Origin of the sequence: Acinetobacter sp. YH01021 (assembly GCF_013420255.1) — a bacterium.
Classification (GTDB): domain Bacteria; phylum Pseudomonadota; class Gammaproteobacteria; order Pseudomonadales; family Moraxellaceae; genus Acinetobacter.
The window spans coordinates 1-16,858 of sequence record NZ_VOYO01000001.1 but is presented as its reverse complement, the minus strand read 5'-3'; the positions used below and the strand labels follow the sequence as shown (position 1 = coordinate 16,858).

Here is a 16,858-nt window from a genome sequence, read left to right as displayed (position 1 = left end):
GCCCCTTTTCTAACCCATCAAACCCTAAATCATCCGTTTTTACATTTTTAATTCAGCAATCTCAATAACTTTCCATAATAATAAGACTTTAGACATCTCCCAGAATACGTGAAGGCCCTCCTCCATGAAAAAACTCCTCAACAACCCTGAAAACCTGGTTGTCGAAATGTGCAAAGGCTTTGTACTAGCACACCCTGAACTGAGCTTTAACGAATCTTATAAAATCATCTCAAGAAAAGAAAAACACAACAATGTTGCACTGATCAGTGGCGGTGGTAGCGGTCACGAACCAGCACATGCAGGCTTTGTTGGTGCAGGCATGTTAGATGCTGCCGTATGTGGCGATGTCTTTGCCTCACCTTCGCAAATTCAGGTCTATAAAGCACTCCAACACGTCGCAACAGACAAAGGCGTGCTCATGATCATTAAAAACTATTCTGGCGATATGATGAATTTCCAGAATGGTGCAGCTTTAGCTATAGAAGATGGCATTAAAGTCGATTATGTAAAAGTAGCAGATGATATTGCAGTCAAGGACAGCCTCTACACGGTCGGCCGTCGTGGCGTGGCGGGTACTGTATTTGTACATAAAATTGCAGGTGCAGCAGCGTCAAAAGGTTTAGAGCTTGCGGAAGTCAAAGTTGTGGCTCAAAAAGCAGCGGATAACGTGATTAGTCTTGGTTTCGCCTATAGCTCGTGTACCGTTCCTGCCAAAGGCACACCCACCTTCACCTTGGCGAATGATGAAATGGAATACGGCGTCGGCATCCACGGCGAACCCGGCATTCGTCGTGAAAAAATCCTGCCATCCAAGGAGCTGGCACAACGTATTGTCGATGACCTATTCCTCGATCGTCCTGACATGCAAGAAGTTGCTGTTCTAGTGAACGGCTTTGGTTCAACACCAATGCAAGAGCTGTATGTCTTTAATAACGATGTGTGCGAACATTTGGCGCGCAAAGGCATCAAGATTTACCGTACATTTGTTGGCAACTACATGACCAGTATCGACATGAATGGTGCATCGGTCTCATTACTTGCTGTGGATGATGAACTGAAAACCTATCTGGATGCGGAAGCCAATACCCCTGCCTTAAAGCTTGATGGCTCACCTGCACTACCATTTGAATTTGCAGCACAAGATGCAGCAGCAAAACAAACCGCCAATACCGAAGTTGAAACCCAAGCAGAACATGCTGAAATTCAGAACGAGCAATTCACGATTGAAAACATGCGTTATGTGGTCGATGTGATGGCGGCCTGCATCATCAAAAACGAAGTGCCATTCTGCGAGCTGGATGCCCATGCAGGTGACGGCGATTTTGGTATGAGCGTCGCCAAAGGCTTTAAACAACTGAAACGCGAATGGCAAAGCCTGATTCAAGCGCAGCACATGGATGAATTCCTGCTGAATAGTTCCATGATTATTATGGAACATTGTGGCGGTGCGTCAGGGCCAATTTGGGGTTCTGCTTTCCGTTCAGCCAGCAAAGCCATTCAGGGGAAACAAACCCTAAGCGTGGCAGATTTTGCCGAGATGCTGCAAGCTGCGGTTAAAGGTATTCAAGTGACTGGTGAGCGTTCATTTGGTCGTGGTGCTGTGGTCGGTGACAAAACCCTGATTGATGCACTTGTACCTTGCGCAGACTCTTGGTCAGCCAATACCGACAAGACGTTTAAAGAAAACTTTGTCTTGGGTGCAGAGGCTGCGGTAAAAGGTGCAGAATCTACCAAAGACATCGTAGCGCGTATGGGCCGTGCCGGTACAGTCGGTGATCGTAGCTTAGGTTATCCAGATGCTGGTGCACATGGCTTAGGCGTGATCTTTACGGACATTGCCGAGCATATTAAATAAACTTTTCAAGATTTGAAAAGAGCCTCGACACTGTTCGGGGCTTTTTTATATTTCATTTCTTCTACTGAGTAAGTTTAAAAGCACAAATAATGAAAGGCATACTCATCCCTATAAGTATGGCTTAACTAAACTTCTCTAAATAGCGCTCTAACTCTTCTGTCACCACTACCCGCTTATTGCCTTTCACCTGTTCCTCACCCAATACGCCTTCTGAGTCAATGACCACCACTTTGTGCCCATTCGCTTGTAAACGTTTGACACCTTCAAATAACATGCGTGCACCCACATCATGAATCAAAGTCAAATTGGTCAGGTCTATGACTATACGTGTTTGAGCGTCTGGCTCATCCTGCAAAATTCGCAGCAACATTTCGGATTCTGTAAATTGCAATACACCGCGCAGCTCATACACGACAATGTCATTGTTCTTACCTACAGTATAACGACTTTGCAAAATGGTCTGTGCCGATGGCGTCCCTTCCATCAGATGCAAGCCCATGTCACGTGACAAACGCTCAAAAATATCTACCCCACGTACACTATGCCCATGCTCATCAATTTTAGGAGAAAAAACCACAATTCCCACCTGCCCAGGCAATACCCCGATAATTCCGCCCGATACACCACTTTTGGCAGGAATGCCCACCGTCGTCAGCCAGTCACCCGCCGCATCATACATGCCACAGGTCATCATCACGCTGAGCACTTGGCGCACCACATCACGCTCTAGCAGCTGTTTGCCCGTTTTGGCCTGAACAACGCCATTGGCGAGCACACTACAGATATTTGCCAGATCTTTGACCGTCACTTTAATCGCACATTGCTTGATGTATCCATTGACGATTTCCACAGGATCCGAATCAAGCACACCTACAGTACGCAGCATATAGCCAATCGATAGGTTCCGGAATGCAGTTTTGACTTCCGACTTATATACCTGCTTGTCGAATTCCAGTTGACGGCCTGCCAGCTCACTTAAAAAACGGCGCAAGCATTCCGCACGTGAAATGCCTTTTTGTACCGGAATCAAAGAATGCGTGGTGATCGCACCCGAGTTAATCATTGGATTTTTCGGAAGATTGGTTTCTTTATCCAGTGAAATCTGATTAAAAGCCTCTCCTGAAGGTTCAACGCCGACCTTTTCCAGTACTGCTGGAATTCCCAAATGCTGTAATGCCAAGGCATAGGCAAAAGGCTTGGACATCGACTGCATGGTAAATTCGGTTTCATCATCTCCCGTGGAATAAATCGTGCCATCCACCGTAGTCAGCGCCAAAGCGAACTTGTTTGGATCTACCGCTGCCAGTTCAGGGATATAATCAGCCAAAGCGCCCTGATCATTATCATGACAGACCGTTAATACATGCTGGAGATAATCGGGCACCGGGGTTTTCATCGAATGAGCTTATTCCAATTCACTATTATTTTTAATTAACATACCGGCTTTTGGCTTAAGTACCAGAGTGAAAAGGTAATTTTCTGCATATCAATGTTATCGGCTGCATTCCCTGTACGGGCAATCCTCCAGAAATGAATGGCATTTTTAAGTTTTGTTATTTTTATTGATGTTTTAAGAGACATAAAAAAGGGCGCTCCTGCCCTTTTTTACTCTGGGTGATTTATTTTACCTTGGTCTTGCGAATCATTTTGTACAGCACCTTGGGTGAAATACGCGAAACCAGCACGCCAAGTTTTTCTTTCTTGCCACCAATCACAATATATTCTTCGCCACACTGCAAGGCTTGTACGCTTTGACGGGCAAAATCCTCTGCTGACAACCCATTTTCAATCGCTTCATCCTGCTTAGCTTGCGGTTTGCCTTCCCCATTTAAAGCATTAAACGACACATTGGTTTGAACAAAGCCAGGGAAAATCACCGAGACTTGAACGCCCCGATCAGCAACTTCAGCACGCAAACTATTGGCCCACATATGAATCGCTGCTTTGGCTGCGGAATAGGATGCGCGATACTGCGTGCCCAGCAAACCTGCCACACTGGAAATAAATACAATACGACCAGATTTTTGTTTCAGAAACGTCGGCAATACCATTTTGGTGAGAAACACCTGCGAGAAATAATCGACTTCCATAATGGCGCGTTCAGTCTGCATGGTGGTGTCCCGAATCAGGGCGCGCTGACTCAGACCGGCATTATTAATCAGCCAGTCAATCCGGCCTTTTTGTTGCAAAACCTGTTCATAAGCATGACGAACCTGACTTTCATCCGTAATATCAGCCGTAATAGAAATATGCTGATCCGGATGAGCAAGGCTGTGGCGAACATTTTCCAGTTCTTCATGCCGGCGTGCAGTCAGTACCACTTGTGCCCCAAGTGCAGCGCATTGCTGTGCAATCGCCTTGCCAATCCCTGAAGATGCGCCGGTAATCCAGACCACTTTTCCATTTAAGTCTTCAACTTTCGCCATGAAATCCTCTTTCCCTTGTTTTAATGAATATGGTGCTGCATTTCATCTTCCAGAAATGCCAGCAAATGCTCAAAATAATAACTCATCGTATCGGCATCATAGATGCTACCGAGCTTGTCAAAACGTTTATAGCCTAACTGGGTGGTTAAATGAATCACCCCATTCAAGGTTTTATCGACCACCACATTAAATTTCAACATTTTTTTCGGTTCACGGATCAGATGTGTCACCCCTTGATCGACCACCTGAGTAAAGGCTTTTAAAGCGGGTGATACATATTGATGATTACCATTTTTCATCTGGTCAATACAGCCGAGCAACTCCATCACCAGCAATTTTTCCACCGGATATCGAACAAAAGCATCGCCGTGATGCTCATAGGTCATACGATGCAAATAGTTCACCATAGGCATCAGCCGCTCATTGCCAAACAGCGAAACCGACCACGGCATATATTTACGGGTGTTATGCATAATCTGCTGAATCACTTTTTCTGACTCACTGTCCGGTGACTTGGCCAGCTGCACCACCTGACCAAAAATCTGGTCAATAATTTCACAGGCCATATCGGCCAGATTTTCACCTAAGGGTCTGGCAAGACTGTCTCGCTCGCCCGCATTTAATCTGGAATGGAGGTCTTTAAAGCGCTGATGGGTTTCGGGCTGAAGCTTCAGGGAAATGCTATAGCTCATCTTATTATCCTTTTTGATATGCTGCGATGAGTCGCGTTTTTTTATCGTTCTATCATACGATGAGTTGCTATACATGCCAATTGGCTAAAGTTTGCATTTGGTTAAGCTGCCGCATGCACTATTTTTTTTGCTACAATAGATCCAATTTTTCATTCACTTTTGATCTGTTTAGACTATGACTGACTCAGCGCAAAATATCGCGACAACCTACGATCCGACCGAGATCGAGAAAAAATGGTACCAAACTTGGGAAGAGCGTGGTTACTTTAAGCCGTCTGAAAAAGGCGAATCTTTCTGTATCATGATTCCGCCACCAAACGTCACTGGTAGCCTGCACATGGGTCATGGTTTCAACAATGCCATCATGGATGCCTTGACGCGTTTCAACCGTATGTCTGGTAAAAATACGCTTTGGCAACCGGGTACTGACCACGCAGGTATTGCAACGCAAATGGTGGTTGAGCGTCAGCTGGGTGCACAAGGGATTAGCCGTCATGACCTGGGTCGTGAAAAGTTCATCGAAAAAGTCTGGGAATGGAAAGAACAGTCTGGCGGTAACATTACCCGTCAAATCCGTCGCTTAGGTTCTTCGGTTGACTGGTCACGTGAACGCTTCACGATGGATGATGGTTTATCAAACGCAGTAAAAGAAGTGTTTGTAAAACTTCACGAAGAAGGCCTGATCTACCGCGGCAAACGTCTGGTGAACTGGGATCCAAAACTGCAAACTGCCCTTTCTGACCTGGAAGTTGAGTCTGATAAAGAAGAAGCAGGTTCATTGTGGCACTTCAAATATTTCTTTGAAGATAAGTCACTCCGCACGCACGATGGTAAAGATCACATCGTAGTTGCAACGACGCGTCCTGAAACATTATTGGGTGATACTGCGGTTGCGGTTGCACTGGATGATGAACGTTATGCTGATCTAGTAGGTAAAAATATAATCTTACCAATCACAGGTCGTGCAGTTCCAATCGTAAAAGACGAATATGTAGACAAAGAATTCGGTACAGGCTGTGTAAAAATCACCCCTGCACACGACTTCAATGACTATGAAGTGGGTAAACGTTGCGAATTGCCAATCATCAACATTTTCAACAAAAATGCTGAAGTGTTGGCTGAGTTTGAATACATCGCGAAAGCGGGCGAGCAAATTTCTAAAACTATTCCTGCACCTAGCGAATATGTTGGTTTAGAACGTTTTGAAGCACGTAAGAAGATCGTTGAACAAGCTGAAACTGAAGGCTGGTTAGATCAGATCCAACCTTACACATTAAAACCACCTCGTGGTGACCGTTCAGGCGTGATTGTTGAGCCTCTATTGACAGATCAATGGTATGTAAAAATTGCACCGCTTGCGAAACCTGCGATTGAAGCGGTGCAGGATGGTCGCATTAAGTTTGTGCCTGAACAGTACAACAACATGTACATGGCGTGGATGAACAACATTCAAGACTGGTGTATCTCGCGTCAATTGTGGTGGGGTCACCGTATCCCTGCTTGGTACGATGCGGAAGGCAATGTATATGTTGGCCGTGATGAAGCTGAAGTTCGGGCGAAAAACAACATCCCTGCCGATGTTCAATTAAACCAAGACGAAGACGTATTGGATACATGGTTCTCTTCAGGTCTTTGGACATTCTCAACTTTAGGTTGGACTGGCGACGAAGCGAAAGACAAAGCCAACTACTTCCTGAATACCTTCCACCCGACTGATGTGCTTGTCACTGGTTTTGACATCATCTTCTTCTGGGTGGCACGTATGATCATGCTGACCATGCACTTCATGAAGAATGAAGATGGTACGCCACAAGTGCCATTTAAAACTGTGTACGTTCACGGTTTGGTACGTGATGGCGAAGGTCAGAAGATGTCTAAATCTAAGGGTAACGTACTTGATCCATTAGACTTGATTGATGGTGTGGATCTTGAAACCTTAGTACAAAAACGTACAACAGGTTTGATGAACCCGAAACAAGCAGCGAAGATTGAAAAATCAACCCGTAAAGAATTCCCTGAAGGTATTCAATCTTACGGTACAGACGCGGTTCGTTTCACCTTCTGTGCGCTTGCCAACACTGGTCGTGACATCAAGTTCGACATGAAACGTGTTGAAGGTTACCGTAATTTTGCCAACAAAATCTGGAACGCAACCCGTTTCGTGATGATGAATGTTGAAGGTCAAACGGTTGGTCAAACTGCACGTCCTGATCTTTGGGAATTACCTGAACAGTGGATCGTGAGCCGTCTACAAAAAGCGACTGCTGCGGTACAAACTGCGTTTGCAACGTATCGTTTAGACTTGGCTGCACAAGCAATTTACGAGTTCATCTGGAATGAATACTGTGACTGGTATGTAGAGCTGACTAAACCAGTTCTGAATGATGAAAACGTATCTGAAGAGCGTAAAGCTGAAGTTCGTCGTGTTCTTCTTTCGGTAATGGAAGCGTCTTTACGTCTTGCGCATCCGTTGATGCCGTACTTAACTGAAGAAATCTGGCAAACGCTTGCACCTAAACTTGGCATTACTGGCGAAACCATCATGCTTGCGCAGTACCCTGTTGCTGATGAAGCGTTGATGAACGACCAAGCTGAAGCAGATATGCAATGGCTTCAAGGTTTGATTGGTGCGGTACGTAACATCCGTGGTGAAATGGGTCTAGGTAATGCGCGTTTATTACCAGTTCTTCTGCAAAACACCACCGAAGCTGAAAAAGCACAGATCACTCGTATTGAAGCATTGTTTAAAGCATTGGCGAAAGTAGAAAGCATCACCTTCTTGGCTGATGGCGAGCAACCACCATTGTCTTCTTCTTCTGTAGTGGGTCACGTATCTGTTTACGTTCCAATGAAGGGCTTGATTGACCCGAAAGCGGAATTGGGTCGTCTGCAAAAAGACTTAGACAAGGTTCAAAAACAGCATGATCAAATTGCCAATAAACTTTCTAACGAAGGTTTCGTTGCAAAAGCACCTGCGGCTGTGGTTGAAGGCGAAAAAGTAAAACTTGCTGAGTTTGCTGATCAGTTAGCGAAAATTAAAGCGAATATGGAGCAAATTGCGGCGCTGTAATGCTGTAGTTTGATTCAAAAAAATCCCCTCTTAATGAGGGGATTTTTTTATTCTTTAAGTCTAAAGGGATTGTCTGTTAGTTTAACTTTTGGATTTCCTTTAAGCTGTAAAGATAAAATCTCTTTTGTTAAACAAACTGATTTTTTTTCCAAAGCTTTACCTATATATACATTTGTCAAATAATCTTCAATTTTTAGTGGATAGTTAATATAGGTCTTCGCAGATTCAAAATCAGCTTCTACTTTCGTATCTGATAGTGAACAAATTTCTAAAATCCTACATTCCTGTTCTTCTTGAAAGGCAAAATGTTTGAACAAAAATCTAATAGGCTGAATTAAATGATTTATGTGTTTAAGTAATTTTATTTTTTCTAAATCTAATTCGCTTACAATTACTTCCATATCCATTAATATTTTACTTAAGACTTTTTCAGTTTTAGTAATTTTTTCATTATAAGAAACCCACATATCCTCAATCTCTTGTTGAGATTTAGCCTTTTCTCCGCTACTAAATTCTTGATAAAATGAAAACTTATTTCTTTTAGCTAATTCAATATGTTTTGAAATAGGATCAATATAAACACAACGGAATAGTGGTAAACCTTTACTTTTTTGGTCATCATATCTATTGGTCATTTTTGAAAAGAAATTTTTATTTACTACCAAACTCAAACCTGTGCATTCTTTTTCTTCTAACTTCCCATAAAGTCTAAACTGATTTAAAGAATTATGATTAAAAGTGAAACATGCAAGAAAACTTTGTTCATAATTCAATTCATCTCTAAATTTTTTCAATCCAAAAATATCAAAGAACAGTTCCCCCTCTTTAGGATCATTCATAAACTCAGTGGATGATAATCTAATCTGAGTTTTTCCATTTACCAATAATCTTGCAACATTAACATCGGTGAAATGAGCCACTTTTCTTTCGATTTCATCATCGAATTCAACATTCAGTAAATATAAAAATCGAAGTACTAGAAAAGAAAAAATTAAAAGTAAGAACTTATCATCTTCATTATCTAAATTTTCTATTTCTTCAAAATACGAAATATTAATAAAGTACTCGAGATTCCAAACACTTGACTTTATAACTTTATCAAAAGTTGCCTCAAACTTATCAATTAAATTATCACTAACTTTATTCTTATAAAAAATATAAGCTAAATACGATTGAAAATAAGTTATATGATTAATACTCTTATCAAAGCTTTCTAAAATTTCTTTTGCTTTTTTAAATTTTTTCTTTTTTAGTAACAATCTAATAAATAGCAGTTTATTATAACCAATAATTGATTGGGCAGCGCGATATTCAACTGCTCGATCACCTTCTGATTTCAAATGATCCTTAACATATTCTTTTAATATATCTTCGGAGAAAGTAAATTTTTCTTCTAAATCCATCAAATCACTTTTGTTATCAATAGATTCCAATTCATCTTGAAAATAAGTCAAGTTTTCTATAACTTTTTCCTTACTAGCCAATTTAGCCCCCTATTTTAATCTTATAAAAAATAATAATACAAATTAAACCACTAACAATAAAGGAATTTTTGAAAAGTCTGAAATATATTTTTCTAGAACCCTATAAAATATAGTCCATTCAGCATCATATTCAATCGCATCATCCATTCCATGCTGACTGCCATCTAATTCAATCACCAAACTGATTTCATGACAGTAAAAATCGACAATATAGGGTTTGATCACATGCTGACGACGAAATTTAAGATTCATAAAACGCTTGGCATGAAGTATTCGCCACATGAGTTGTTCTGCATCGGTGGCGGTGTGGCGCATAGATTTGGCAAAGATAAGTAGTTGGGGATCGAGTTTTTTGTTCATGGGATTTTGTTTTTATTATTTTGCGGGAGGATAACAGATTTTCATAACCTATCCCTAACCCTCACTTGCGCTTTGTTTTAAAGCAGTGCTTTAAAACTTGCTCAGGAGAGGGAACTTTCATTTTGGATTCGATGAAATTATAAAATCACGTGCAGCACCCTCTCCCTATGGGATGAGAGGCACTGCTTCGCAAGGAGTGAGGGAAATTAAAGAACTTGATGCTCTATCAACATCTCTACCCCACTCACCTTCTTCATATACTTCAACCGTTCTTTCTCCCCTTTTAACTGCTTTTTCATCGCTGAAGTATCTGCATCCACCTGCTTATATAAATCGGTAATTTTCACCTTGCCTATATGGCCTTTTTTATTCCAGCTCAACGATTGAATAATTTCTTCCATTTGACCATCCAGTTTCTGGCTTTGCATATCTAAAGCCAGTTGATAAAAATTTAGCTGCTCGGCACTTAACCCTTTTTGTGAAACACCCCGATTTTGCTCAATCTGGATTTGTAATTTCAGTAAATAAAATAAATCTTGCGCTGCATAAGCCTCATTCGCGCGTTGCAGTAACTCAGTCTTTTCTACTTTTTTAGTTTTATCTGGTTCACGATCCGGGTGAATGGTTGCAGCAATTTTTAAATACACTGTTTTTAAAGACTGCTCTGCCAACTTCGCAGCCTGTTCCAGTTTTTCCTGCTGGCGTTTAAGCTTGGCTTGCTCTCGTGCCTGACTGTACTTTTCCCTATCCCATTCTCTAAAATCTTCAGGTGCCACCTGATCCGAAGTATCGTCATCAGCAAAGAACAGCTCAACATCCTTTATGCTTTGCTTTTTGTTTTTTCTGGCTTGGCTATGTTCAATATGCTGTTGATAGTAATTATAAATTTCCTTAACAATCTCGGCCTGTTGTTTTGATAAAGATTGGGAGTCGGTTAAATAAGCCGCAAGATACTGGATTTTAACATCTAGCTGCGTCGCCTCGGTCTTGGAAAATTCTGCCTCATGCAAATGCTTCCATAACTGTTCCAGTTGCTGAAACAGCACTGTATGTAACTCATGATAGACCGGCATCAAGGTTTGACAGGTATATTGCTGAATCTGTTCCTGCGCCTGCTGCCACTGCTTCAGTTCAAGCTGCTGCTGTTCAATTTTATCAATCAGACGGTTCAGCTTTCTCTGCTGCGGTGAAAGCTCAATATTGGGCTGAACAGTGGTTTTCAAATCAAAAGACATAGCAAACATGCAAAGCAAATAAATGCTATTTTATCTCTAAAACTTTTAAGTGACTGCTGATTTACTGCAAATAAACGAAGCAGACCGCAGTCCGCTTAATGGAGTTATCAATTAATTTTCAACAATAACCCGTCCATTTAAGGGCTGAATCGGACGATTATTCGGATGTCCCATAAGTTTAGAGAACGCTGCAATCTGTTGTGCCGAAGCCTGCTGAATATCTTTTAGGATCAGCCAGCGCACCCCCTCAGAACACGGCGGTGTGGTCAGCGAGCCACTAAAACGATAATAATCCAGATTCTTAGGCAACATTGCATTTACAGGTTGTGGGGTCTTTAAAACCACTTTCTCGCCCTGCTTTTTCGGTAAATGGTTCCACATGCGTTTGAGCATCTGGCTTTCTGCACCCTGCTCGAACATCATCCCCACGACAGCCAGCTCACCTTTGGCATTGGCATGGACAAAATGGATTTCCAGTGGATAGCTTTTGCCTTTAATCAGGTTTTCACTTGGACTATGCAAATGAAACTGCTTCAGTACAAAGGTATCGCCATCCAGCTGCAATTCACCACCTTGCGCAAAATCCACCTGAACAGTATGACCTTTATTTTCGATCGCATGAATCATGGTGTTATAGCTGAACTTGAGCGGCTCCAGTTCTGCTTTCACTGTTCGCTCAATATTGATTGGTGACTGGTTCAGACCATTACAGGCCGAATATTTCTGGCTCAAAGTCGACCATTGCTCAGGCTGAGTATAATCCCAATCCGCATCTGCCCAGACCGCTGTACTTAAACCCATAACCGTTAAAAGCGTGAATATTTTTTTCACAATACATCCCTTGTTGGAAGTAAAAATCACAATTTCTAATTTAAAAACAATTTATTAACCTGGTGTAATCACTCTATTTTTCAGGCCACAAACTACAGATGTTTATAGAAATGAGGTGATTTGCTTACAAATTTCTAAATACTACTAGATATTCAAAATAAGTTATTCGTAACTTATATTGATAAATTTCAAATGGATAAAAAATTTATAGATTTAAAAATAGACAGCAAAGAATGTGATCTCCTTCAAATTTAATCTGCTGATTTTTTATGTATTATTTACATGAAATCTCTATCTTATTCTGAATAAATTAAATAGCTGTATTTTTAAGCTCAAGCTTCTTTTTTAAATAGAATCTATCTTTATTCATAAACTTACATAAACACAGCAGCAAATAAAATACCGATATTGCTAGACTCGAGCCAAAGAGCAAAATGAGGATAAAGAATTTAAATGGACTGGGCCACGATATTTATAAATGACACCACCTGGGAGTTTACCGCAGAAATTTTGCTGCGTTGTGCCCTGATGTACACCATGATTATCCTGTTTCTGCGCCTGACTGGAAAACGCGGGGTACGTCAGCTTTCCATCTTCGAAGTCGCTATCATTTTGAGCTTGGGTTCGATTGCTGGTGACCCGATGTTTACCGAAGATATTCCCCTGATTCAGGCAGTTCTGGTGATGTCGGTGATTATTATCATGTACCGTCTGACCACTTGGCTTATGATGAAATATCAGTGGTTCGAAGATCTGCTGGAAGGTAAACCGATTTATATCGTGGAAGATGGCGTACTGGTCGTTGAAGAAATTAAAAAAGGTAAAATGTCACATGATGAATTCTTTGCCGAAATGCGCCAGCAAGGCGTAGAACATCTGGGTCAGGTACGCACCGGTTTACTGGAAACTGACGGTAAGTTCAGTATCCTGTTTTTCAAATCGGATGAGGTTCGGCCTGGGCTGCCACTTTTTCCTAAAACCTGCTCTATAGTCCAACAGGTCAAGGCCGGGCAATTATATGCCTGCATTTACTGTGGACAGGTACAAACCCTTTCACATGCCGACCAGCAATGTCCGCGCTGTGATTCTTCGCAATGGGCCGAAACGATTGACTGTTTAAGAATAACTTAAGTCTGATTCAGTAACTGCAAATGCGCAAAAATTTCCGGCAGTTGCTGAATTTTATATCGGATATGTTCGGCATCGGCATGAAAGCCTTGCATCCATAATGCATGCATTCCGGCCTCTGTAGCTCCTTGTACATCATTAATGGGATGGTCGCCAATATACAGGCACTGTGCAGGCTGCACGCCTAGACGCTCTGCAGTGATCTGGAATATTTCCGGCTGTGGTTTGTTAAAACCCACCAACCCCGAACTGATGATCTCATCAAAATAAGGTTCAATACCCAAACCCCGAATCGTATTTAAACGGGTGTCATGTCCGCCATTGGAAACAATGGCCAGCTGATAACCCTCATCTTTCAGCTGCGTTAATACTTGCTCTGCTGCCGGCATTTCTACGGCGAAACGGCCAAACTGGCTAAACCAGAAATGGGCCAGTTCATCTATGGTTGGGGGATTTAACCAGGACAATTCCTGCAATAAGGCATAGGCAGCCGAAGCCCCGATACTGCCATGCGTGAGCAATTCCTTTTTAGGATAACCACCATTATCGATACGCCGTACAATCTCGATAATTTTATCTGAATCGACCTGTTTCAATGCTGGCGCATAGTATTCTGCCAGATAACGGCTATAAGCCTGTGCAGTCAGATCACGATGGGTCAAGGTATTGTCGAGGTCAAATAAAACGGCTTGAATAGGCATAATTTTCAAAACGAAATGCTGAAACTTTCAATCATGGTAACAGTCCGAAACTCGTTAGATCAGACATAAAATTGCTAAGTTTTGTTGTTTTAAGCATAAAAAAAGCGATGCCAAAGCATCGCCTTTTCTTAGAGTACAAAATCTAAATTAGAATTTGTATTCTAAGCCTGTACCAACAACTGGTTGTTTAGTTTCTAAAGAACCACGCTCAAGTGTTAGATAACCGGCATAACCATATGCTTTCACTTGTTTACTAAATGCGTAATCTGCACCAACAAAGATCTGCTGTGCTTCATAATCGGCAGTATTATCTTTGAAGCTTGTAGTGTTTTGGCTGTATTGACCTTTAACTGTCCAAGCTTTTGCATTTGGAAGATTATATTCAGCACCAATTAACCAACCTTGAGCATCATCAATAAGCAAATCAACTGCTTTAGAAGCTGCATCCACATCCGCCACTTCTGAAGTTTGATAAAGAGCTTTAAGCGCTAAACCACCATCTAGATTTACACGGCCAATTGCACGAATGGTATTTGCAGCAGCAAATAAAGTACCGCCCGTTACTTCTGGAGCAGAAGCATTATCAAAACCGCGCCCTAAGAAGTTAGTCGGAATTGCTTTGTCATAAGCAACACCTGCTACAACTACTGGGCTGTCATATACTACAGAAGCAGACCAAGCATCACCTAAGCCACGGCCTGCAACTTTAGCACCGCCTTTAGAAGAGCTAATACCACCGGCCTCACCTGTAGCTAATAGTGCAGTTGCTTTTAGTTTACCTTCACCGACTGCAAAGCCAGGAGCTTCATAGACGACAACATTATCGATACGGTTTTCACCGGTAAATATACCTGCCATATCCGCTTTATTTGCAACATAGTTATTGAAAGTATCAACTACTGAAGAAAGCTGTTTTACAGGCGTATCGATTTTACCTAGTTTTACTGTACCTAACTTTTCATCTTTAAGACCGACTAAAAGATTACGCGGTACGAATGTATCATTGCTTCCACCATTGTCTACATAGAAGGTAAATTCAGCTTGATAAAGCCCACTTAAACGGTCAGTAAGTTTCTCCTCACCTTTTAAACCCAAGAATGAATTATTAGTATTCAGTTCAATAACGTCACGATCAGACACAGGTGAAGCATTGTCTTCCGGTAAGTAATCAACTGTGGCATCAATCTCACCATAAAAAGTTGGTGCTGCAAAAGTTGTCCCCGCCAAAAGGCTGAATGCAATTGCTGTTGCTAACTTAGTTTTCATCAAAAATATCCTTAATTTATTTTGTAACAAATAATACACACGGCGCTTATATTACAAAATTATTAAATTAATATTTATATATTCTATTTAGTACTTTAGGCTAACATTTAACCAAACAGTTGATTATTTAGAAATTTTATACTTTTTCTGCAACTTTCATCCATCGGAAAATTGGAATTAAACAGATAATTGCCACGATCACGATGAGGTTCAGATAATTTTGATAGCCTAAAGCATCTCCCAAAATACCACTCAGACTATAAAGTCCCCCACTCACCGTAGCCATCAGTGCCACCTGAAAGGTGAAATCAGTACCAGCCAGATGCTTGCGACTGTATTGCATGACCAAGGTCAACATGACCACCAAAAGCATGGCTGAGATCATGTCTTCGGCTGCATTAATCAGATATATCATCCAGTTTTCTACTTTTTTTTGGGTTTCATACTGGGCAGCCAGCCATGCATAAGCCATTAAAGTCATGATTTTCAGAACAGAAAAAATCAGTAAACTCCGGCTGCGCGACCAGTATTTCAGACACCAACCAGCCAGTCCTGCCCCAATCAAGGCAGCCAATGCTCCCAGCATGGTGACATAAAGGCCAATCTGGCTAAAGCTCAGTCCGAGATCTACCATTAAAGGTTTTAATAAAGGCCCGGATAAACCATCGGCGATTTTAAAGGTCAATAAAACCAGTAACCAGACAGCCAAGGTTGAATCCGACCAGAAGTATTGAAAATAGGTTTTAATATTACTGAGTGCTGGTTGTTCAGAAGTTTGCGTGGTGGTTTTTAGATGATCCGGTTCTTTAAATAATAAAATGGGTAAAGTATTAAGAAAGACCAGAGCCGCCAATAATAAAAAGGTGGCTTGCCATTGCAGTAGATCTAGCAACCATAATATGGCCCCACCTCCGACAATAAATCCCAGTCGTGAACCGATGACCTGAAAGGTATTACCCCAATATTGCTGTTCATTTTTCAGAATATTGACCGCCAGTGCATCGGTCGCAATATCCTGTGTCGCGCCAATGCCATTCATCAGCAACAGCGTGATAAAAAACAGCAGTAAATACAGCGGCTGATTCAAGGCCTGAATCGGTAGAAATGAGAGCCCAATCAATACAGCAACTGACAGCCATTGCAGGGGAATAATCCAGCTACGGTAATGACCTTTGGCGATTGATCCATGTCGATCGACCCAAGGTGCCCAGAATATTTTAATCGACCAAGGCAGCATTAACAGGCCAAAGCCCCCGATATGCGCCAGCGATACCCCTTCAGCCCGCAGAATGACCGGCAAGGCATGCGTCATAAACCCGACCGGAAGCCCCTGTGCCCAATATAGCGAAAACAGTAAAATATAGGTATTCCGCATATTTAGGCCAAGTCCTTAAGGTGAAAATGCATCAACAGCATTTAAGATGCTATACATTTTGCCAATGATCCGGATTTTACAACAGTCTAATATAATAAAAAATAAAGAAAAATTAGGGTCTGTTGACATTTACTGTTCATAATTAACCCTATAAAGGTAGCCATAAAAATATACAGGCTAAAGCAACAGAACTTTGATAATTTCTTTTGAGCTTGTCATATCGAGTAGCTATTCCTCTAAATTGCTTTAATCTACAAAACATATTTTCAACTAAATGCCTGATTTTATATAAATACCAGTCCATATGATCATTGTTCGATTGGCTATTTGTTTTCTTTGGTATATTCGCTTTAGTCCCTGTTTTCCTGATCTGTTCACGCAGTGGTTCTGAATCATAGCCTTTATCTGCACATACCACTTTTGTCTCTTTTAAAT

General features: G+C 41.5%; 14 protein-coding genes. 3 read left to right on the top strand and 11 right to left on the bottom strand.

Features of this window, described 5'->3' with window-relative positions:
• Window positions 1–124 precede the first annotated feature (124 nt).
• Window positions 125–1,855: a dihydroxyacetone kinase subunit DhaK gene (gene dhaK / locus FTT86_RS00070; protein WP_044112856.1), complete on the top strand. Its 1,731-nt coding sequence runs from the start codon at window positions 125–127 to the stop codon at window positions 1,853–1,855.
• Window positions 1,856–1,976: 121 nt separating this feature from the next.
• Here dhaK and FTT86_RS00065 read toward each other — a convergent pair whose 3' ends face one another.
• The 3 genes from FTT86_RS00065 to FTT86_RS00055 form a co-directional block, all read right to left on the bottom strand.
• Window positions 1,977–3,251 carry a glutaminase gene (locus FTT86_RS00065; protein WP_180180344.1) on the bottom strand — a complete coding sequence of 425 codons (1,275 nt, stop codon included), beginning with the start codon at window positions 3,249–3,251 and terminating at the stop codon, window positions 1,977–1,979.
• Between the two features lie 223 nt (window positions 3,252–3,474).
• Window positions 3,475–4,281: an SDR family oxidoreductase gene (locus tag FTT86_RS00060; RefSeq protein WP_044112854.1), complete on the bottom strand. Its 807-nt coding sequence runs from the start codon at window positions 4,279–4,281 to the stop codon at window positions 3,475–3,477.
• 20 nt (window positions 4,282–4,301) lie between these two features.
• Entirely contained in the window at window positions 4,302–4,973 is a 672-nt protein-coding gene (locus FTT86_RS00055) for a hypothetical protein (protein ID WP_071850574.1), read from the bottom strand.
• A 175-nt stretch (window positions 4,974–5,148) separates the two neighbouring features.
• Between FTT86_RS00055 and FTT86_RS00050 the strand changes: the two genes are divergently transcribed.
• Window positions 5,149–8,043, top strand: coding sequence for a valine--tRNA ligase (locus FTT86_RS00050; protein ID WP_180180343.1), 2,895 nt, complete (start codon window positions 5,149–5,151; stop codon window positions 8,041–8,043).
• Between the two features lie 47 nt (window positions 8,044–8,090).
• On the opposite strand, the gene FTT86_RS00045 is transcribed toward FTT86_RS00050, so the two are convergent.
• The 4 genes from FTT86_RS00045 to FTT86_RS00030 form a co-directional block, all read right to left on the bottom strand.
• The gene (locus FTT86_RS00045) at window positions 8,091–9,527 is read right to left on the bottom strand and encodes a DUF2971 domain-containing protein (RefSeq protein ID WP_180180342.1); all 1,437 of its coding nucleotides are present in this window, start codon (window positions 9,525–9,527) and stop codon (window positions 8,091–8,093) included.
• Between the two features lie 42 nt (window positions 9,528–9,569).
• Complete coding sequence (locus tag FTT86_RS00040) at window positions 9,570–9,887, bottom strand: endonuclease domain-containing protein (RefSeq protein WP_180180341.1); 318 nt, start codon at window positions 9,885–9,887, stop codon at window positions 9,570–9,572.
• 206 nt (window positions 9,888–10,093) lie between these two features.
• On the bottom strand, window positions 10,094–11,122 hold the full coding sequence (locus FTT86_RS00035) for a molecular chaperone DnaJ (RefSeq protein ID WP_180180340.1): 1,029 nt from the start codon (window positions 11,120–11,122) through the stop codon (window positions 10,094–10,096).
• Window positions 11,123–11,233: 111 nt separating this feature from the next.
• On the bottom strand, window positions 11,234–11,923 hold the full coding sequence (locus tag FTT86_RS00030; RefSeq protein WP_180180418.1) for a carbonic anhydrase: 690 nt from the start codon (window positions 11,921–11,923) through the stop codon (window positions 11,234–11,236).
• A gap of 483 nt (window positions 11,924–12,406) precedes the next feature.
• On the opposite strand from FTT86_RS00030, the gene FTT86_RS00025 reads away from it, so the two are divergent.
• Window positions 12,407–13,084 (top strand): DUF421 domain-containing protein, encoded by a 678-nt coding sequence (locus FTT86_RS00025; protein WP_004730345.1) that lies wholly within the window; start codon window positions 12,407–12,409, stop codon window positions 13,082–13,084.
• On the opposite strand, the gene FTT86_RS00020 is transcribed toward FTT86_RS00025, so the two are convergent.
• From FTT86_RS00020 to FTT86_RS00005, 4 genes are all read right to left on the bottom strand, one after another.
• On the bottom strand, window positions 13,081–13,782 hold the full coding sequence (locus FTT86_RS00020; protein WP_180180339.1) for an HAD family hydrolase: 702 nt from the start codon (window positions 13,780–13,782) through the stop codon (window positions 13,081–13,083). The genes FTT86_RS00025 and FTT86_RS00020 overlap by 4 nt on opposite strands.
• Window positions 13,783–13,929: 147 nt before the next feature.
• Complete coding sequence (locus FTT86_RS00015) at window positions 13,930–15,048, bottom strand: porin (protein ID WP_044112846.1); 1,119 nt, start codon at window positions 15,046–15,048, stop codon at window positions 13,930–13,932.
• 136 nt (window positions 15,049–15,184) lie between these two features.
• Window positions 15,185–16,423, bottom strand: a complete 1,239-nt coding sequence (locus FTT86_RS00010; protein ID WP_044112845.1) for an MFS transporter — start codon at window positions 16,421–16,423, stop codon at window positions 15,185–15,187.
• 148 nt (window positions 16,424–16,571) lie between these two features.
• The coding region (locus FTT86_RS00005; protein WP_147264850.1) for a transposase at window positions 16,572–16,858 on the bottom strand (287 nt) is incomplete at its 5' end.